Here is a 19,576-nt window from a genome sequence, read left to right as displayed (position 1 = left end):
CCGCCACTTGCCTTTTCGAAAGCGGTCCCCTGATCCGGCTGTGGCCGGATCGTGTCGCTGTTCCTAGGATCATCCGGATTGGGCTGAGCACTACCGTGTCGGCTTTCGGCCTGACATCCGTTCTCTCGGCCGGCAATGCCTGCCGTCACCGCGGTGGCGATGCTCGGACAGGCAAACCATTCAGAGGTTGCCGCACGCCGAAGCGCGAAGCGATAGCGCCGCTGCCGGGCAAGACGCAGGGTCGTCTGCCCGTTGTCAGACCTCCTCGAGCTCCAGAATGTCTTGCAGCTGTCCGGCGTAGCTGTTGCTGACCGGCAGTTCCCGTCCGTCCGAGAGCACCGCCCGAAGCTGGCGCCCGCGTTTGATCAGGGATCGCAGATGCGCTCTTGCCGCCCAGTGCGAGCGGTGGAGACGCAGGCCGTCGAGCTCGTCCAGTTCGTCCAGCGCATCGGAGAACCGCACGAGGACCAAGTGCTGCTCCTCGGTTGTCGTGACCTCGACATAATGGTCGTTCATCGACAGCGAGACGATGTCGTGGGGCGCGCCTTCGGGGAGCCGCTTGTGAAACCGTGTGGTAACCGGCCGCTCGGGTTCCGGTTCTGGCGGCGCGGAAGGCGGCTTGTATTCGACGATGCCCGCAAGGGTGCCAATGACGGCCACCTGCAGCCAGATCACCGGAAAGGCGCCGGGGCTGACGCCGGTCTCGAACATGAAGGCCGTGACGAAGATCACGACCCCGACGCTGGGCACCGCGGCGACCATCGCGCCGATGGCGATGCGCACCGGCCAGGGCAGGCTCTGCAACCCGGCGCCCTTGAGGGCAAGCACGATGCCGAAATGCATCAGAGCGCCGATCCCGGTGATCACGACGCTCCAGAAGACCAGCCGCGCCCAGGGGTCGAACAGCTCGTAGGTGCCGAAGGGTCCGAGAATCGTGAAGCCGATCACGAGGATCAGGAAGATCAGAATCTTCCTATCTGTCGCAAGTTCAATGACTTTTTCGCGCATCGCCAATCTGCAAATCCGGAAAATTCACGAAATACTTTACCAATTCACGAAGAGGCCCTTGAGCGCAAGGAAATTTCGCGACCTCTCTTTTTCGGAAATGCGCCGCGGCTCTGTGCCCGCTTTCTGACCGAGGAGGATAACCATGACCCGATTGATGCTTGCCACCGCCCTCGCGCTGACCGCCGGGCCGCTGATGGCCGATACGAAGGGCGGGACAACCGACCGGATCATCTCGATGGACGAAGGCCACGAGATCTTCGTCGACAAGACGCCGCCCGCGGACCGCGACTTGCGCCCGGTCGAGCGGCCGCCGGAGACGATCATCAACATGGACGAAGGCGAGGAGATCTGAGCACTCTCGCCGCTTTGACCCGGACCACACCAGACAGGGAGACAGACCCATGACCCGACTGATGCTTGCCACCGCCCTCGCGCTGACCGCCGGGCCGCTGATGGCCGATACGAAGGGCGGGATGACCGACCGGATCGTCTCGATGGACGAAGGCGACGAACTCTCCGTCTCTTCCCGTACGCCCGAAGACCGCGACCCGCGCCCGGTCGAGACGCTGCCGGAGAAGATCGTCAATATGGGCGACGGCGAGGAGATCTGAGCGCTCGCGCCGCTACTCACCGGACCACACCAGACAGGGAGACAGACCCATGACCCGACTGATGCTTGCCACCGCCCTCGCGCTGAGCGCCGGGCCGCTGATGGCCGATACGAAGGGCGGGACAACCGACCGGATCATCTCGATGGACGAAGGCGACGAGATCTTCGTCGACAAGACGCCGCCCGAGGACCGCGACCTGCGCCCGGTCGAGCGGCCGCCGGAGAAGATCGTCGCCATGGGCGACGGCGAAGAAATCTGAGCGCTCGCGCCGCTTTGACCCGGACCACACCAGACAGGGAGACAGACCCATGACCCGACTGATGCTTGCCACCGCCCTCGCGCTGACCGCCGGGCCGCTGATGGCCGACACGAAGGGCGGGACAACCGACCGGATCATCGCGATGGGCGACGGCGAGACGATCTTCGTCGACAAGACGCCGCCCGAGGCCCGCGACCCGCGCCCGGTCGAGACGCCGCCGGAGAAGATCATCAACATGGGCGAGGGCGAGGAGATCTGAGCGCTCTCGCCGCTTTGACCCGGACCACACCAGACAGGGAGACAGACCCATGACCCGACTGATGCTTGCCACCGCCCTCGCGCTGAGCGCCGGGCCGCTGATGGCCGATACGAAGGGCGGGACAACCGACCGGATCATCTCGATGGACGAAGGCGACGAGATCTTCGTCGACAAGACGCCGCCCGAGGACCGCGACCTGCGCCCGGTCGAGCGGCCGCCGGAGAAGATCGTCGCCATGGGCGACGGCGAAGAAATCTGAGCGCTCGCGCCGCTTTGACCCGGACCACACCAGACAGGGAGACAGAGCCATGACCCGACTGATGCTTGCCACCGCCCTCGCGCTGACCGCCGGGCCGCTGATGGCCGACACGAAGGGCGGGACAACCGACCGGATCATCGCGATGGGCGACGGCGAGACGATCTTCGTCGACAAGACGCCGCCCGAGGCCCGCGACCCGCGCCCGGTCGAGACGCCGCCGGAGAAGATCATCAACATGGGCGAGGGCGAGGAGATCTGAGCGCTCTCGCCGCTTTGACCCGGACCATACCAGACAGGGAGACAGACCCATGACCCGACTGATGCTTGCCATCGCCCTCGCGCTGACCGCCGGGCCGCTGATGGCCGATACGAAGGGCGGGACAACCGACCGGATCATCTCGATGGACGAAGGCCACGAGATCTTCGTTGACAAGACGCCGCCCGAAGACCGCGACCCGCGCCCGGTCGAGACGCTGCCGGAGAAGATCGTCAACATGGGCGACGGCGATGAGATCTGAGCCGGCCTGCGGGACTCAATTGATCGACCACCGATTGAACGTGAGAGATTCATGATCAGACATTTCGACACAGGCTTGGGCGACGCGCTGCAATTCGCGACGGGCGGGCCATGGCGCAAGTGGGACGTTGTAAATGGCGGCGACGGCGATGATGTGCTGGAGCCGCCTGCCTGGAGCGGTGGCGCATGGATCAATGGCGGCGACGGTGACGACCGCATTACCGGCTCATTCGCGCGCGACCGGATCAATGCGGGCGACGGTGACGATATCATCGAGGGCTCTGCCGGAAATGACCGGATCCGTGGCAATGACGGCTGGGACACGGCCGTTTACGAAGGCTCGATCTTCGATTTCCTGATCCTCGACGGGTGCGGCAACGGGATTGTCGTGGACGACCTGAACGTTGCCGATGGCGATGAAGGGACCGACAGGCTCAAGCATATCGAGGTGCTTCAGTTCGGCGACTACACGTTCAATCTCGGGGGCGCGAATGCGGCACTGGTTCGCGTGGCCGACCAGACGGGCACCGAGGATGTGCCCCATGATTTCTCCGTCGACGCCTTCGATTTCGATGGCGGGACGGTTTCCGTCGAAAGTGTTTCGGTCACCGGCGGTGGTCGCATGTCTGTTGCGGGGAGTTCGCAGGTAAGTGAAGGCCAATATGACGGCATGGCCTTCGCGCTGCACTTCGATCCGAGCGGCCAATATGACCATCTCGCTTTCGGAGAGAGCATCGTCGAAACGGTGACGGTCAATGTCTCGGACGGGCAAGGCAATCTCGCAACCGAGACACTGAGCCTGACCATCGAAGGGCAGAACGACGCGGTGATGATCGACACGGGCGCCTCGACCCTGTCGGACGGGGCTGTCGAGGATGCGGCAGAGACCCTGACGGGCGGCGGCGCGATCCTCTTCGGTGATGCCGATCTCGGCAACGTGCAGACCGTCTCGGCGACGCTGGTCGAGGTTGTGGGCGACGATGGCGGTTTGAGTGCGGCCGCGATTGCGGGCTTCCTCGGCACCGTGATCACCGCCGGCGAGACCCAGGCCGGCGGCAGCGTCACCTGGAGCTTTGCAGCGGACAACACGCTGTTTGACTACCTCGATGAGGGAGAGACGGTGAGCTTCGTCTATGATCTGACGATCGACGATGGTGCCGGTGGCGCGGCCACCGAAAGCGTGTCCTTCACGGTCACCGGCACAGCTGATGTCTCAAGCACCTTGAATGGGTTCGTCTTGGTGGGGAGCCAGAGCCTTGGCGAGTTCGGCTATGCGGTGGCTGCCGCCGGCGATGTCAATGGGGACGGGATCGATGATATCATCATCGGAGCGCGGTCCAACACCGCCGGCGATCTGTCTCTCGCCGGTCAGGCCTTCGTCATCTACGGGAGCAATTCCCGCGATGCCGGTGTTATCGATGTCGCTTCACTGGATTCGGCGGACGGGTTTGTCGTGGATGGGATCGATGCCGGGGGCTTTGCCGGTGCGTCCGTCGCTTCTGCGGGCGATATCGATGGGGACGGTATCGACGATCTGGTGATCGGTGCATTCGGGGCGGATACCGAACGGGGAAATTCAGGCGAGGTCTACGTGATTTTCGGCCAGGACGCGGCGGCTGACGGCGGCTTCGGCGCGTCGTTCGACCTAAATGACCTCGACGGGAGCAATGGCTTTGTTCTCAACGGGATCGATACGAACGACAATGCCGGGATTTCAGTCTCCTCGGCCGGTGATATCAACAACGACGGGATTGATGACCTGCTGATCGGTGCCTATCGCGGTGATCCGGGTGGCCGCGTCGACGCAGGAGAGACCTTTGTCGTGTTCGGCAGTGACGACGGGTTTCCGGCCGCGATCGATCTTGAAACGCTGGATGGCAGCACCGGCTTCGTGATCGGCGGGAACGATCCGTCGGATCAGTCCGGCTATTCCGTCTCGGCTGCCGGTGACGTGAATGGCGACGGGATCGACGACCTGCTGATCGGCGCACCCTTCGGCGACACGGGGGCGTCAAGCACCGGTGAGGCCTATATTGTCTATGGGCGCGACACGGAGGTGAGCGGCGATTTCGGGGCTGCACTCGACCTCTCCGCGCTGGATGGTACGAATGGCTTTGCCCTGGTGTTCGGTGAGGCATCTGCTTTCGCTGGCTTCAGCGTGGCCGCGGCCGGCGACATCAACAACGACGGGATTGGGGATATCATCATCGGTTCCTACGGGGCGAACCCCGATGGCGTCAACGACGCCGGGCAAAGCTTTGTCGTCTTTGGTCGCGACGCGGCGACAGACGGCGACTTTCCGGCGTCCGTTGATCTGGGTGATCTCGACGGAACCGATGGCTTTGTCCTCAACGGGATCGATGCCGACGACCGCTCTGGCTTCTCCGTGGCGTCCGCCGGCGATGTGAATGGCGATGGGATCGACGATCTGCTGATCGGAGCACCGCAGGGCGATGCAGGCGGTGGCAGTTCAGGCGAGACCTATCTGATCTTCGGACGTGATACCGACAGCGACGGAGACTTCGCGGCCACGGTTGATCTCGACGCGCTCGATGGCGCGACGGGATTTGTCTTCGCCGGCCCGGCGTCCGGTGCGTTCTCGGGACATGCCGTCTCGGCGGCAGGCGATGTCAACGGCGATGGGATCGACGACCTGATCATAGGTGCCGTCCGAGGGAGCGCCGAGGGCGACACGTCTGCGCCCGGAACGGCCTACGTGGTCTATGGCGGCGCGGATTTGCTTGCGGACTATGACGCGTTCGACGGCGCGGCGGATGGCATGATCCAGCTCGAGCTGCTGGGTCAGGATGTGTTTGCCATGTGACGGCGCAGAGGCCCGGTACAGTCATGAGTTCCAGTCCGGGGCCGGGACGCTGCCCGGGACGTCGATCGAGACCGGCATGCCCGAGGTGCCGCACCGGCCAATGACAAGCGAGGCCGCAGTGCCGACACGCGCCACCGCAGCGAAGGTGACGGGCCGGACATTTGATGCAAGAACCACGGGCGCGAACAATGCGCCAGGCGGCGACATGCGGGCCGCAAAGTTGCTAGTCGGAGGGACAATGCTGTCGGGGGTCTTGTAAGAAGGGCTACGGTTGAGACGGCAGCGCGGCCTCGATCTGACAGCGGGCGGGCGGGACGGGCGGCGCTGACCTCAAGCGACGATGCGCCGCCGAGCCGCCACATATCGGAAGGCCACCAGCGACACGCCTGCGGCGACGATCAATCCCACCCCCAGCCAGAGCGCGGCCGCCGAGTTGCCGGTGCGGTCTCCAAGTGCGCCGCCGACGCGCGGGAAGATCACCATGACCACGTAGTAGATCGTCCAGAACCACCCCATTCCGATCGTCAGTGTGGCCGGTGTCAGTACCGAGTTCGGCAGCGTCATGATTGGTCCGGCCGCCAGCGAGAACACCATCCCGATTGCCAGGAACAACGGCACCACGATCACCGACTGACCTGCAAAGAGCGCCAGTGGCATCAGCGCGGCGAAGCCCACGAAGCTGACCGCGATGATCAGGTCGCGCGCGCCCGTGCGGTCGGCCAGGATACCCCCCACAGGCAACATCAAGGCATAGAGCGCCATCAGCCCGCCGGTCAGCGCCCCCGCCGCCGAGAGGGTCCAACCCTCGTCCGTCAGCCAGGCCGGTGCAAAGCTGAACACCATGGCCAGACCCGCCGTGTAGAGCGCCCAGATGAGCCCCGCGAGCGTGATCGGCATCCACGACAGACGCTCCCGCGGCGCGTCGCCGGCCGCCTTTGGCTTCGGCGCGCCTGCCGAAGCGACAGGCGGCGGCCGGTAAAACAGAAGGAATGCCGCCGTGCTGACCACGATGACGACGATGACCACAAGTTGCGCGGCGCCCAGACCTGCCGTCTCTGCGACCGGGGGCAGCACCATGGAGGCCAGCGCAATTCCCAGCGGCCATGACGTGATGAACACGGCCATTGCCGTCGACAGGCCCTTCCCGGCGAACCAGTCGACGATGAACTTCGTCAGGATGACGTTGACGATCACCCCTCCGGCCCCCGCGAGGGTTCTGCCGGCGAGGGCAGCACTCCACTGGGGCAGAACCAGCACCATGATCCCCCCCGCAAACATCGCAAACAGCGCCCCGCTGACAAAGCGGACTTCGCCGACCCTGGTCGCCAGGGCACTTCCCGGGCCGGCCACGATTATGCCCGGTGCCAGATAGAGCCCGATTAGAAGACCGATGTCGGCAAGTTCCACAGCATAGCTTTCGCCAATCACCGGCGACAGCGCCCCGATTGACTGGAACTGGAACGCCATGGAAGCCCGGGCGCCAAAGAGCACCGCGAGCATTATCCAAGCCTGTTTCAAGATCTTCCCCCAGGGTGCGGCCCGGAATCGGGTTCAACAACCAGCGCTGACAAGTGCGCCTGAAACCCGCCGGGAATCAAGACCTGTCGGCTGCGGGCGTCGGAGTGGCGGGACAGCAACGGCACGTCCGCGCGATCGCTGAGACGTTTCGCCGAGCCTATGCCCCTGGCCGCGCGCGTGCCGCCTCCCGGCTGGCCGTGATCGTTGCGGCAGGAGGCGCGGTCGCGCACGCGGGTCCCCTTAGGGCAGGACGGATGGGGAGCCCTTGTCGCACCATGCCTCGGGCATAACGCGGTCGGGGATCCGTTCTTAACAGATGGTCGTCAGTGGTCCTTGCCGCACAGTGACCGAGAAAGATCCTGAGGAAGGATCGCATATTTAGGACAATGTTGGATGCGGCAGGACGTGATCCCCGCCCTCCGTGGTCACGACAAGATGTTACTTGTAACTGTGAGAACGTCGGGTCCCGGTCCCGTTTGCTCCGCCACCATCACCCCTGCGAGCCCGTTCTGGCCGCCCGGCCGATGAGGGTTGGGCATGGGGTCCGATCTGGATCGCAACGAGCAATCGATTGTGGTGACCTGGCGGATGGCCTGAACGGCCGTGAACGATCACCGGGGCTGCGGCGATCTGAGGCGAGGCTTGGCGATATTGTGTGATCCAAGAATGCGGCCCGAGCGATTGCACTGTCATGGGAAGCGGGCGCGGGCGTGCTGATGATCCGGCACTTGCCTTCCGCTATGGATCGCGCTTGGCAGCGAGGGCCGGAACTTCGGTCGGCAACCTGAGTGACGCCCGAAAACCGGAAGATGTTCCCGGACGCGGAGAATCCAGAACGAGCGCGCTCCCGATACGCTCGGCAATGGCGGCGACGATGGCGAGGCCGAGACCGCTTCCGTCGGTATTCGCATTTGCCCGTTCGAAGCGGGCCGTCAGGCCGTCGAGCGTTTGGCGCGGCAGGACCGGGCCGTCGTTCGCGACGGAAAGCAGCCCGTCCGCGGTCAATGCAACGTCGACTGTCCCGTTTTCGGCGCCGTGCCGGAGAGCATTCTCCACGAGGTTGCGGCACAGGATGGCGAAGGCATCGGGGTCCATGTCCGACATGACAGCCGCGCCCGGAAGAGCCAGCGCGATGCGGTCCGTCGCACTGGCGCGACCAAGATCGTCCACCACGAGCCGGGCCACGTCCCTCAGGTCGGCGCTCCGGTCCATACGAAGCCGCCCACCTTCGGCCCGTGCGAGCTGCATGAGGCGTTCGGAAAGCCGGGTCAGGCGCTTGAGCGTTGCCTCGATCTCAGAAGCACGCGCTTCGGTGGCGGGCTCATGCGTCTCCGTCTTCAGCCGCTGCGCCTGTGCGATGGCGCCGGCCAGCGGCGTTCTCAACTCGTGGGCCGCGTTCGCGGCGAAACTGCGCTCTGCCTCGAACGCCCCCCGCAATCTGTCCAGAAGGCTGTTCAGGGTTTCGGCCAGCGGGCCGATCTCTGTCGGCAATCCCTCTGCGGGAACTTCCGACAGGTCGCGTGCGCCGCGCGCCTCGAGCCGGGCGCGAAACCGACGCAACGGACCAAGGCTCAAGCGGACTGCGAGGATGATCGCGGCCAGCGCGACCGGCAGCACGATCAGCAGCGGGAGGCCGAGACCCAACTGGATTTCCCGCGCGACCGATGCGCGATGGGCCAGCGGTTCTGCGACAGTGATCCGGATCGTGTCCTGAAGGGCGGCGTCGCTGTAAAGCCGGTGCGTGGCGGTCTCGCGAAACCCCGGCCCGTCATATGGTGGGAACGCGGCGGGATCGGCCGCGTGGGATTGCAGGAGGACAAGACCCTCTTCATCGCGCACGAGATAGGTGAAGAACTCGTCATGGTCGCGGATCGGCGCGAGCCTTTGTGTCATCCCCTGATCTTCCCGACCCACGATGTCGGTCACGGCAAGGGGCAGGAGCCTCTCGGCGGTTTCGCGCAGGGCGCTGTCGAACACCTCGTCCATCTCGGTGCGCACGATCACGGCGGTGATTGTCGCGGCGAGAATCCACAGGATCGTCAGGGCCAGACCCAGCGACAGGCCGAGTCGACCCTGTAGGCTGGCGGGCCATCTCATGGGCGACCCAGCCTGTATCCCATGCCGCGTTCGGTCTCGATGACAGTGCTGCCGAGTTTCTTGCGCAGACGGCTGACATGGACTTCGATTGTATTGCTCTCCACTTCTGCGTCGAAGGTATAAAGCTTCTCTTCAAGCTGTGCCTTTGACAGTAGCTGCCCCGGGCGCGCGAGAAAGGCTTCGAACAGGGCCCATTCCCGTGACGTCAATTGGACGGGTTTGCCATCACGGTACAGGCTGCGGGCCGCGAGATCGATTTCCAGCGGGCCGTGGGTCAGGATGGGGTTCGGATTGCCGCTGTAACGGCGGGCGACGGAGCCGATCCGGGCTGACAATTCGGCAAGATCGAAAGGCTTCACGAGATAATCGTCGGCACCGGCGTTCAGGCCCTCGATGCGGTCGGACACCTGGTCGAGGGCGGTCAGGATGATGACCGGTGTCACGTCGCCCCGCGTGCGCAGACCCTTGAGAAAGCTGATGCCGCGGCCATCAGGCAGCATCAGGTCAAGCAGGATCAGGTCGTAGGATGTGGACTTTACCGCGTCACCGGCCATATCGAGGCGCATCACCCAATCCACCGATTGTCCATCGGCCGCGATCTGGTCGCGCACAGCGGCGCCAAGCACATTGTCATCTTCGATCAGCAGGATGCGCATTCTTGTCCCCGTTCTATCTCGACGCCCCTACATCGTTCGTCTGCCTGACGACAAGCTGACGGGAGGTGGTCTGCGCCTTCAGGCTGCTGTCAGCTTTGCCTCTTAGGAAATGTATCGACAGGCCCGCCACGAGGAGTTTGGCCCATGAAGAAGACATTGACAATTCTCGCCTTTCTCGCGGTCTTGCCGGCCGGTGCCGCGATGGCGGACGACGACTGTTTCGTGCCGATGGCCGACTGGCAGCCGCGCGATGCCGTCGCCCAGCTGGCCGAGGACAGTGGCTGGACCGTGCGCCGGATCAAGATCGACGACGGTTGCTACGAGATCGAAGGCCGTGATGCCGAGGGGCGTCCGATCGAAGTGAAGTTTCATCCGGCGACGCTGGAAGTGATCGAATTCGAATACGAAGATGATGACGACGATGACGATCATTCCGATCGGGATCGAACAATAGACGATGATGACTGACGTAACCGACAGTGATGCGTCTGAAGGACAGGTTTCCGGGGCCGGCACGATCCGGGGCAGGGACCCGCTTGTCCGCATCTTTCTCTGGGGGTGCGTCGGGCTCGCCTCGTTGCGCCACCACGAGAACCTCACCCGCGCACAGGTTGCAGGCGGCACGCGCCGACCGGGAATTTTCGACATGACATGACTACACGGACAACCGGGGCCGACCGTCCATTCGGCCCTCACTGGCCTCGCCCCGACGGGCGGGGCCCTTTTTTTCCGGTGGCGTCGTCTTCCTGACGGCAAGCTGAAGAGGGAATCGCCTGCGCGTCAGCAAGCCCTCAGGTCGGATCGCCAGATTGATCCCAGCAGACGAAAGGAGACCCTGCCATGAAGAAGACCCTGACACTTCTCGCCGCGTCTACGGCGCTGACCGCCGCAGTCGCCGTCCCCGCCCTGAGCGCGATGCAATCCCCGTCCGACGTCTTTCGGCCCGTCATCGGGCTTTTCGATGATGCCTCGCAAACCATGCCGTTCGTTCTCGTGAGCGATGATGACGATGACGACGACGACCGCTGGTGGGACGGGTCGAGGCGCGGTCACGACGACGACGATGACGACGATGACGATGATGACGACGACGATGACGATGATGATGACGACGACTGCGACGACGATGACGACGACGATGATGATGATGATGATGATGATGATTGTCGGGTCGGTGCAGGAAATCCGGCACCGGCCGGAACGGTCGCCCCGCCGCAGAACGGCCTCTTCGAGAACGGTGCAACTCCGCAGGTTCAGGTGAACTGAACCGCTCTCAAGCCACGCTTCGAACAAGGAAACACCTGATGAAATCGCTTCTCGCAACACTCGCGCTGACCACGGCGCTGACGCTTCCCGGTGTCGCAATGGCACGACCCGTGACACTCACCACGACCCTCAACAACTACGGCGGCGACGGGGCCTATCTCGCGCTTTATGTGACCGATGCTTCGGGCGCCTATGTCGGAAGCCTCTGGATGGCCGGCGGAAAGTCCAAGTACTACGAACATCTCGACGACTGGTACCGTGCGACCGGCGGCGACAAAGGCCAGATCAACGGCATCACTGGCGGAAGCGTCGGGGCGGGCCGCACGCTTGAAATCACGCTCGACCTGGCTGATGCCCTGTTCGATGCGGGCTACACGCTTCATGTGGACGCGGCGGTCGAGGATATGCGCGACAGCCCGAACGAGGTGGCGGTCCCGCTGACGTCGGATGGCGCTGGCACACCGGTGGCGGGTCGCCGCTACGTCGCCAGCCTCAGATACGACATGTGAGGGGCGGGGCCATGATCCGTTCCCTCCATCGCTGGCCGGGTCTTGTGGCCCTCGCGCTCGTCACTTTGCTTGCCCTGAGCGGCGCAGCGCTTTCGGTTTTCCCTGCGGTCGAGCGGATCGCCGCACCGCAGGCCGATCAAACGCTAACCGTCGCCACACTCGCGGACCGCATTCACTCCGTCTATCCGGGCGTCGAGCAGATCCGTCGATCGCCCTCCGGTCGGATTACCGCCTACTGGTTCGATCAGGGCGCCCCGGGTGCCGCCGTGATCGACCCGGCGTCGGGTGAGGGTGTGGCCTCGGCCGACCCGAACCAGACTGAACGCTGGCTCACCAACCTGCACCGGTCGCTGTTTCTCGGGGATGGCGGACGCTTGGCCATGGCCGCGGGGGCGGCCGCGATGCTGGTCCTGTCGCTTTCCGGCGCGGTGCTCGTGGCGCGGCGAACCGGCGGCTGGCGGCGCTGGTTTGCACGCCTGCACGGTCCGCTCGCCGGGCGGCTCCATGTCGAGATCGCCCGGATCGCCGTCGCGGGTCTTGTCCTGTCCGCCACGACCGCCCTGTGGATGACGGCCTCCACCTTCGACCTCTTGCCCGATGGCGGCGCCTCGCCCGGCTTCCCGGCCGAGGTCAGTGGGGAGACAGGCTTCGCTCCGGACCGGATGCCCACGCTGCAGCAGACACCGGTCACCGAGTTGCGCGAACTGAGCTTTCCCTATCCCGGCGACACCACGGACGTGTTCACGCTCAAGACCGACCGTGGCACCGGCTATCTCGATCAGGGCGACGGAACCCTCCTGGCGTGGGCCGACCTGACGCGATGGGAGCGTGTCTCGGAAACCATCTACATGCTGCACACGGGGCAGGGCGCGGCGGTGCTCGGTCTCCTGCTGGGGCTGATGGCGCTCGGCGTGCCCGCGATGGGCGCAACCGGTGTCCTGATCTGGCTTGGAGGGCGGCGCGGGCGGACGCGCATCCGGGGCAACCAGCCTGCCGGTCGGGCGGAGACGATCGTTCTTGTCGGCAGCGAGGGGGGAAGCACATGGGGCTTTGCCGCCACGCTTCGCGCCGCGCTCGCGCGGGCTGGGCAGAGCGTTCATGTCGGTCCGATGTCGGGCTTCGCGCCCAAGCGTTACATCAACGCCCGGCGGATCATTCTGCTCGCCGCGACCTATGGCGACGGGGCCGCGCCTGCCACGGCGAAGGGGTTTCTCGACCGGCTGAACGCGGCCGATCGCACACCGGACATTCCTGTGGCCGTCCTTGGCTTCGGCGACCGCAGCTTTCCGGCCTATTGCGCCTTCGCCAAGGATGTTGCGGCCGCAGCGCAGGCGAAGGGCTGGCCAGAGCTCCTGACGCCGGGAACAATCGACCGTCAATCGCCGCAGGATTTCGCCCGTTGGGGTCGTGCGCTGGGAGACGCGCTCGGCATTGACCTTGAGCTTTCGCACCAGCCGGTCCTGCCGGCGATCGACAGCCTGACCCTTGTCTCGCGGCGCGACTACGGCGCCGAGGTGCAGGCCCCGACTTCCATTCTCCGCTTCGCTTTGCCGCGCGTCTCGATGTGGCAGCGTCTGCGGGGCGCAGGGTTTGCGCGGTTCCGGGCCGGAGACCTGATCGGCATCGTGCCGGAGGGCAGCACGCTCCCACGGCTCTATTCGCTCGCCTCCGGTCGCCGCGATGGCTTCATCGAGATCGTCGTCAAGAAGCACCCCGGCGGCCTTTGCTCGGGCCAGCTGACAGCGCTGGAGCCGGGCGATACCGTCGCTGCCTTCCTTCGCCGAAACGCCGGTTTCCGACCGGGCCGGGACCGCACCCCGCTGATCCTGATCGGCGCGGGGACGGGCATCGGTCCGCTCGCGGGCTTTGTACGCGGCAACACGCGCGGCAGGCCCATCCACCTGTTCTTCGGAATGCGCGATCCGGGCAGCGATTTCTTCTACGGAGAGGAATTTCCCGGCTGGCAGGACGAGGGGCGTGTGACCCGGCTTGTCACCGCCGTCTCGCGTGGGGCGCGTCCCCACTACGTTCAGGATGCGCTGCGCGACGAGGCCTCTCAGGTCGCCGAGCTCCTCCGCGACGGGGCCCGGGTGATGGTTTGCGGCGGACGGGACATGGCGGCTGGCGTGGCCGAGGCGCTGGCCGAGATACTCCCACTGGCCGAGCTGACCCCGGCAGCCCTGAAGTCGGAGGGACGGTATGTCGAAGATGTCTACTGAACTCGAGAAGGTTGCCCTGAACGGCCCGACGATGGGCACGCGCTGGCAGGCCACGTTCTTCGCGGAGCCGGCCTTTGACACGGCCCCGATCCGCGAGGCGCTGCAGGCGGCCGTGGACGAGGTGGACGCACAGATGTCGACCTGGAAACCTGACAGTGACCTGATGCGGCTAAACGCGGCGGCGGTGGGCGACTGGGTGGACGTGCCCGAGCGGCTTCGAAAGGTTCTTCGCCTCGGGCTTGAAATCGGGCGCGCCTCTGCCGGGGCGTTCGACATCGGCATGGGCGACGCGGTCACGGCCTGGGGTTTCGGATCCGAACACGCCACATCCGACCGCATCCGCGCCGCGATGAAAGTCGCGCGGATCCCGGCGCATGACGTCCTGGAGTTCGACGACGCCCTTGTGCGCAAGACTGCGCCCATCGCACTGGACCTCAACGGCATCGCAAAAGGCTACGGTGTCGATCGGCTGGCCGAAATCTTGCGCGACCACGGATTGGCCGAGGCTCTTGTCGGGATTGATGGCGAGTTGCGCGCGATGGGCCTCCGGCCGGACGGCGAGGCCTGGACCATCGCAGTCGAGGCGCCGGACCCCGAGCGGCGGACGCCGCATTCCATCCTATCGCTTCAGGACGCGGCGGTCGCCACTTCCGGCGATTACCGGCACTGGGTAGAGGTGCAGGGGCGCCGCCTGTCGCACACGATGGATCCGAGGTGGGGCGCGCCGCTGATCGCGTCGCCGGCTTCCGTCACGGTCATCGCCCGCTCATGTGCCGAGGCCGATGCCTGGGCAACGGCATTTATGGTGCTGGGGCCCGACAGGGGCGCGGCGCTCGCCAGAGAAACCGGGCTCGACGCTCTGTTCCTCCTGCGCGAGGATGATGTCGGCGTGAGGGCGGTGAAAGTTGGACGGCTTTTCTCCAAAGAGCCCGCGGCATTCGCCCCACCGGAGGGGAGATAAGCCGCATGGGGACAACCCGGACCGAGCGCTGCAAGACCGCACTCCTACTGATTGCCGCGACCGGCTGGGTTGCCGGACTTGCCGTCCATTTTTCCGGCCGACCCGAAGCAGCGAACCTGATCTGGATCGCTAGCGTCGTTCCCGCGCTTTGGATCGACATTCTGCGCGGGCTTCGCTGCGGCGAAGTGAGACTCGATATCGTCGTGCCAGTGGCTCCGGTCGCCGGTCTGTCGCGCGCCGCGCATTTCGGTGGGCCGAACAAGGGCGCGCGGCCGCTGGAAACCATCGCACGCATCCGCACTCTGATCCTCGACAAGATCGACACGCTGACCGATCGTCGACTTCGGATCGTGTCGATCACCGGCCACGACCGGATGAGCGAAGACGACATCCTGCGCGGCGCGGCATCGCTGGATCAGGCCTCGACGCACCCGGTGGCGCAAGCCATCGTGGCGTCCCGCCCGGGCCGCCGGCCTGTCGGTCGCGGTCATGATCGCCGCCGCCTTCGGCTATCTCATCCGGGTGCAGGGGGCGCCCCTGCCGGACGTCATCCACGTGGCCGTGATCCTGAATGCGCCGCGCGCCCTGCGCATTGCGCCCCATGAACCGCCCACTGCGAAACCAACGGCTGTCTTTTCCGGGCAGGCCGACATCGTGCAAGGAGCACCGCCATGAACCGCCTTTCCCATTCAGAAATCCACATGGTGCATCGCATCGGCTGGCTGCGGGCGGCCGTGCTGGGCGCCAATGACGGCCTTGTCTCGACTGCAAGCCTCGTGGTCGGCGTCGCCGCGGCAGGGTCCGGAAAGCCCGAGGTCTTGATCGCGGGGCTGGCAGGGCTTGTGGCCGGGGCGATGTCCATGGCGGCAGGCGAATACGTCTCGGTCAGCTCGCAGACGGACGCCGAGCAGGCCGATCTCGCGCGCGAGACCCGTGAACTGGCGGAAACGCCCGACGCCGAACTGGAAGAGTTGACGCAGATCTATGTCGACCGGGGGCTCGAACGCGATCTTGCCGAGAAGGTGGCCGTCCAGTTGACCGAACACGACGCGCTCGGGTCGCATGCGCGTGACGAACTCGGCATCTCCGACACCGTGACGGCGCGTCCGATCCAGGCGGCACTGGTCTCGGCCCTGACTTTTGCCTTGGGCGCGGTGCTTCCGTTGATCGTCGCGGCGCTCGTGCCGGAAACGCGGATTGGCCTTCTGGTGGCGGCATCGTCGTTCCTTGGGCTGGCGGTTCTCGGTGGACTTGGCGCGGTAGCCGGCGGAGCCGGCGTCGTGCGTGGGGCCGCAAGGGTGACGTTCTGGGGCGCGTTGGCGATGGGCGCCACGGCGGCTGTCGGGGCCTTGTTCGGGGTCACGGTGGGATAGCCTTCGCTTCACGTTGATGGTGTGACTTCGTCCCAAGCGATCTCTGCGATCATCGCGACGCGGACGACGTGGCGGGGCAGGGGGGCTGGGGCGTGTCCCTGGAACAACGCATATTTCTATGTGAGCCAAGAGATCGTCATGCGGGCTATGTCGCTATCGGTTTGTTCCCCGCACTCGTTAAGACACGTCGGGAAGTTGCCGCATGAGCGCGTCATCGACATCAGTTTGGAAACCGCCTGGATCTCGTGCCATCGCGTTGAACAGATGACTGACGGCGCCACCACGGGCGCGCCTCAGATCACCATGGCGAGGTTGCGAAGACGAGAGACAGAGCGTTGGGACCGAAACTCCTCCAGAAGGCGGAGCGAGCCCTGCTTGGCCGCCGTCACATGCGAACGTCGGAGAAATTCGCCGCAATTCACGCCTCGTCTCGAACAATTCAATACGAGACACAGCCACTCCGGCCGAGACTTCGTCAACCAGAACCGCGCCGCAGTCTTCGCCTGGTGGCGTGATCTTTGTGCGGGGCACTGACAGTTTCACTGTCCTTGTGGTGACCGGTTCAAATTGGTCTGACCGCATCCGGCATTGTGATTACCCGACGGCCGGCGCGACGGCGCGACCAGTTCTTGCAGATTGCGTGCAGGCCAGCGCGATGGCGAGAGCTGCTCGGCCGTCTTCGGCCGTGGCCGGGGGTGTGCGGCCACTTGTCACCGCCCGGTGAAATTCGTCGAGCGCGTTGTAGAACGACTGGTCATAGCGTTCGAGGAAGAAATGCTTGAGGGGCTCGTGGGCGGCGGTGCGTGTCTTGTTCCATCGCAGAAGATTGTCGTCACGATGGTTGATCGTCTGAACCATACCATCGTCACCAAATGCTTCCAGCCGTTGATCGAAGCCATAGGCACATTTCCGGGAATTGTTGATGTGCACAAGCGCGCCGGAGGGCATTTTCAGCGTCGTCATGGTCATGTCAAAATCACCTTCCGCGCCGATCTGCGGGTCAAACATGCACGATCCGGCGGCGCTGACCTCGATGGGTCTTTCGCCCGCGATCCAGCACAGAAGGTCTATGTCGTGGATCGTCGCATCTAGGAAATAGCCTCCGGAGGTGCGGACATAGTCTATCGGCGGGGGGCTGGGCTCGCGGGACCAGCTCATCAGCATGTTCAGCCGGCCGATTTCGCCACGCGTCACGGCTTCGCGTAGCGCTGCATTGTCCGGATCAAATCGTCGGTTGAACCCCAGCATGAAGGGCACAGGATGATCACGCAGCGTCATCATCGCGCGGTCCACCCGGTCGAGCGACTGATCGACGGGCTTCTCGCAGTAGATCGCTTTGCCGGCACGGGCAGCGGCTTCGATATAGTCGACATGGGTATCGGTGGGCGTGGCGATGACCACCGCGTCAACCTTAGGGTCAGACAGCACGGCATCCAGATCGTCCTTGGGCCGACCGCCATAATGCTCGGCCGCCGCCTTGGCCGACGTGAGACGCGGGTTATAGATCACCTCCAGCCGCAGGCCGGGGTGGGCGTTGATCTTTGGGCCATAGACATGCGCCATGCGTCCGGTGCCCATCAGGGCCAGTCCCAGCGTCTGCATCAGGCATGCTCCTTCGCGTCTTCAAGGATCATCGCGGCGGCCTTTTCGCCGATCATGATAGCGGCGGCATTGGTGTTGCCCGTGACGATGCGCGGCATGATCGAGGCGTCGGCCACCCGCAACCCGTCTATCCCGCGCACCCGCAGGCGCGGATCGACCACCGCGTCGGTGCCCACCCCCATCTTGCAGGTGCCGACCGGGTGCAGCAGGGACAGGCCATTGGCGCGGCAATAGGCCAGTAGCTCGGCGTCGGACTGGACCTCTTTGCCGGGGGACAGCTCGTACTCCACACAATCCGACATCGGGGCGGTCGCCGCGATCTTGCGACCGAATTTCAGCCCCGCGATGGCGGCGCGCTGGTCGGCCTCGTTGGCGAAGAAATTGAATTGGATCTCTGGCTGGTCCGTCGGAGACGCGCCGGAGATCCTGACATGTCCGCGTGAGTTGGGGCGCATATGTTCGGCAAGAATGGTGAAGCCCGAGAACGGGTGCGGCTTAAGCTGTTCGTCAGTGCACCACGCCATGAAGGTAACCATCATGTCGGGCCGGTCGATCTCCTCGCCAGAGCAGATGAAAGTATTGGAATAATTGCCATTATCGGCAAAAGGTCCGGTCCGGGAAATCAGGTGCCGCAAGAGCTGCAAACCGCCCTTGAGCTTGTTGTTATACAGGTCGTTGACAGTGCTGTGGACGGTGGAGCGATACTCGGCCCCGATACCGAAATGGTCCTGAAGATTCTCGCCCACTCCGGGCAAGTCGTGTTTCACTTCGATGCCATGCTGCCTCAGCAATGGCCCCGGCCCGATACCCGACAATTGCAGAAGCTGCGGAGAGTTGAAGGTGCCGCCGCTCAGGATGATCTCGCGCCGGGCGCGGGCCTCATGGGTGCCGCGCCGATCCGTCCAGCGCACCCCGGTTGCATGTCGCCCGTCGAGCATGATCCGCTCGACCATGGCATGCAGCGTCAGGTCGATATTGCGTTTCGCGGCGCCACGAAGATAGCCCGCTGCCGTGCTCCAGCGCAGGCCGTTCTTGGTCGTGGTCTGGACGTATCCGGTGCCCTCCTGCTGCGGGCCGTTGAAATCGTCATTGCGCGGCACGCCAAGCGCCTCGGAGGCCGCGTGAAAGGCTTCGCCAAGCGCGTGAACGGTGCGGATATCCGACACCGCAACAGGGCCTCCCGTGCCATGGAACGCATCGGCGCCGCGTTCCTGGTCTTCGCAGGATTTGAAGTATGGCAGGACGCCGTCCCAGCCCCAGCCGGTACACCCGCTCTCTTCCCAGCCGTCGAAATCCTGCGGCTGGCCGCGCATATAGATCATGCCGTTGATCGACCCGGTTCCGCCCAGCACCTTGCCGCGTGGCTGAAAAAGGCGACGGTTGTTGAGATGGGGTTCCGGGGCGCTTTCGTAGCACCAGTTCACCGATGGGTTCGCGTAGAGCATCGAATAGCCCAACGGAATATGGATGAAGGGGTTGCGATCCTTGCCGCCGGCTTCCAGCAGCAGAACGGTTTGACCTGCCTCGGCCAGCCGACCGGCGACTGCACATCCGGCCGAGCCTGCGCCAATCACGATATAGTCGTAGTCTGATTGCGCCATGGTCTCCTCCCCGACATGTCTTGTGGGATAGCGTTGC

22 protein-coding genes are annotated in these 19,576 nt (G+C 64.8%); 16 read left to right on the top strand and 6 right to left on the bottom strand.

The window, feature by feature from the left end:
• Positions 1-255 precede the first annotated feature (255 nt).
• Positions 256-1,008, bottom strand: coding sequence for a LytTR family DNA-binding domain-containing protein (locus tag EP376_RS06420; protein ID WP_127654672.1), 753 nt, complete (start codon positions 1,006-1,008; stop codon positions 256-258).
• A 142-nt stretch (positions 1,009-1,150) separates the two neighbouring features.
• On the opposite strand from EP376_RS06420, the gene EP376_RS06415 reads away from it, so the two are divergent.
• Genes EP376_RS06415 through EP376_RS06380 form a run of 8 tightly spaced genes read left to right on the top strand, consistent with a single transcriptional unit; the run spans position 1,151 to position 5,737 of the window.
• Positions 1,151-1,360, top strand: a complete 210-nt coding sequence (locus EP376_RS06415; protein ID WP_127654671.1) for a hypothetical protein — start codon at positions 1,151-1,153, stop codon at positions 1,358-1,360.
• Positions 1,361-1,409: 49 nt separating this feature from the next.
• Positions 1,410-1,619 (top strand): hypothetical protein, encoded by a 210-nt coding sequence (locus EP376_RS06410; protein ID WP_127654670.1) that lies wholly within the window; start codon positions 1,410-1,412, stop codon positions 1,617-1,619.
• Between the two features lie 49 nt (positions 1,620-1,668).
• Positions 1,669-1,878: a hypothetical protein gene (locus EP376_RS06405; RefSeq protein WP_127654669.1), complete on the top strand. Its 210-nt coding sequence runs from the start codon at positions 1,669-1,671 to the stop codon at positions 1,876-1,878.
• Positions 1,879-1,927: 49 nt separating this feature from the next.
• A complete protein-coding gene (locus EP376_RS06400; RefSeq protein WP_127654668.1) occupies positions 1,928-2,137 on the top strand; it encodes a hypothetical protein in 210 nt (69 codons plus the stop codon).
• Between the two features lie 49 nt (positions 2,138-2,186).
• Positions 2,187-2,396, top strand: coding sequence for a hypothetical protein (locus tag EP376_RS06395; RefSeq protein ID WP_127654669.1), 210 nt, complete (start codon positions 2,187-2,189; stop codon positions 2,394-2,396).
• 49 nt (positions 2,397-2,445) lie between these two features.
• On the top strand, positions 2,446-2,655 hold the full coding sequence (locus EP376_RS06390; protein ID WP_127654668.1) for a hypothetical protein: 210 nt from the start codon (positions 2,446-2,448) through the stop codon (positions 2,653-2,655).
• A 49-nt stretch (positions 2,656-2,704) separates the two neighbouring features.
• On the top strand, positions 2,705-2,914 hold the full coding sequence (locus tag EP376_RS06385) for a hypothetical protein (protein WP_127654667.1): 210 nt from the start codon (positions 2,705-2,707) through the stop codon (positions 2,912-2,914).
• Positions 2,915-2,965: 51 nt separating this feature from the next.
• Positions 2,966-5,737, top strand: a complete 2,772-nt coding sequence (locus EP376_RS06380; protein WP_127654666.1) for an integrin alpha — start codon at positions 2,966-2,968, stop codon at positions 5,735-5,737.
• Between the two features lie 330 nt (positions 5,738-6,067).
• Here the strand turns inward: EP376_RS06380 and EP376_RS06370 are convergent, their stop codons facing one another.
• From EP376_RS06370 to EP376_RS06360, 3 genes are all read right to left on the bottom strand, one after another.
• Positions 6,068-7,237 carry an MFS transporter gene (locus EP376_RS06370; protein ID WP_127654664.1) on the bottom strand — a complete coding sequence of 390 codons (1,170 nt, stop codon included), beginning with the start codon at positions 7,235-7,237 and terminating at the stop codon, positions 6,068-6,070.
• 756 nt (positions 7,238-7,993) lie between these two features.
• Positions 7,994-9,352, bottom strand: a complete 1,359-nt coding sequence (locus EP376_RS06365; RefSeq protein WP_127654663.1) for an ATP-binding protein — start codon at positions 9,350-9,352, stop codon at positions 7,994-7,996.
• Positions 9,349-10,008, bottom strand: a complete 660-nt coding sequence (locus EP376_RS06360; RefSeq protein WP_127654662.1) for a response regulator transcription factor — start codon at positions 10,006-10,008, stop codon at positions 9,349-9,351. Before EP376_RS06360 ends, EP376_RS06365 begins: the two co-directional genes overlap by 4 nt.
• Positions 10,009-10,152: 144 nt before the next feature.
• Here EP376_RS06360 and EP376_RS06355 point away from each other — a divergent pair, with 144 nt between their 5' ends.
• The 8 genes from EP376_RS06355 (at position 10,153) to EP376_RS06320 (ending at position 16,336) form a co-directional block, all read left to right on the top strand.
• Positions 10,153-10,476 (top strand): PepSY domain-containing protein, encoded by a 324-nt coding sequence (locus EP376_RS06355; protein ID WP_127654661.1) that lies wholly within the window; start codon positions 10,153-10,155, stop codon positions 10,474-10,476.
• Positions 10,469-10,663, top strand: a complete 195-nt coding sequence (locus EP376_RS06350; RefSeq protein ID WP_164744875.1) for a hypothetical protein — start codon at positions 10,469-10,471, stop codon at positions 10,661-10,663. Before EP376_RS06355 ends, EP376_RS06350 begins: the two co-directional genes overlap by 8 nt.
• Before the next feature lie 185 nt (positions 10,664-10,848).
• The gene (locus EP376_RS23180; protein WP_127654659.1) at positions 10,849-11,274 is read left to right on the top strand and encodes a hypothetical protein; all 426 of its coding nucleotides are present in this window, start codon (positions 10,849-10,851) and stop codon (positions 11,272-11,274) included.
• Positions 11,275-11,312: 38 nt separating this feature from the next.
• On the top strand, positions 11,313-11,783 hold the full coding sequence (locus tag EP376_RS06340) for a DUF2271 domain-containing protein (protein ID WP_127654658.1): 471 nt from the start codon (positions 11,313-11,315) through the stop codon (positions 11,781-11,783).
• 11 nt (positions 11,784-11,794) lie between these two features.
• Positions 11,795-14,002, top strand: a complete 2,208-nt coding sequence (locus EP376_RS06335) for a PepSY domain-containing protein (protein ID WP_127654657.1) — start codon at positions 11,795-11,797, stop codon at positions 14,000-14,002.
• Entirely contained in the window at positions 13,983-14,963 is a 981-nt protein-coding gene (locus tag EP376_RS06330) for an FAD:protein FMN transferase (protein ID WP_127654656.1), read from the top strand. The genes EP376_RS06335 and EP376_RS06330 overlap by 20 nt, the downstream gene beginning before the upstream one ends.
• A gap of 5 nt (positions 14,964-14,968) precedes the next feature.
• Positions 14,969-15,568, top strand: coding sequence for a hypothetical protein (locus tag EP376_RS06325; protein ID WP_238928588.1), 600 nt, complete (start codon positions 14,969-14,971; stop codon positions 15,566-15,568).
• 66 nt (positions 15,569-15,634) lie between these two features.
• Positions 15,635-16,336, top strand: coding sequence for a VIT1/CCC1 transporter family protein (locus EP376_RS06320; RefSeq protein WP_127654655.1), 702 nt, complete (start codon positions 15,635-15,637; stop codon positions 16,334-16,336).
• 594 nt (positions 16,337-16,930) lie between these two features.
• Here the strand turns inward: EP376_RS06320 and iolG are convergent.
• Positions 16,931-17,938, bottom strand: a complete 1,008-nt coding sequence (gene iolG / locus EP376_RS06315; RefSeq protein WP_238928587.1) for an inositol 2-dehydrogenase — start codon at positions 17,936-17,938, stop codon at positions 16,931-16,933.
• Complete coding sequence (locus EP376_RS06310) at positions 17,938-19,539, bottom strand: GMC family oxidoreductase (RefSeq protein WP_127654653.1); 1,602 nt, start codon at positions 19,537-19,539, stop codon at positions 17,938-17,940. Before EP376_RS06310 ends, iolG begins: the two co-directional genes overlap by 1 nt.
• Between the last annotated feature and the right edge of the window lie 37 nt (positions 19,540-19,576).

Origin of the sequence: Alexandriicola marinus, from assembly GCF_004000435.1 — a bacterium.
GTDB classification, from domain to species: Bacteria; Pseudomonadota; Alphaproteobacteria; order Rhodobacterales; family Rhodobacteraceae; genus Alexandriicola; species Alexandriicola marinus.
This window is presented reverse-complemented; position numbering and strand designations above follow the sequence as displayed.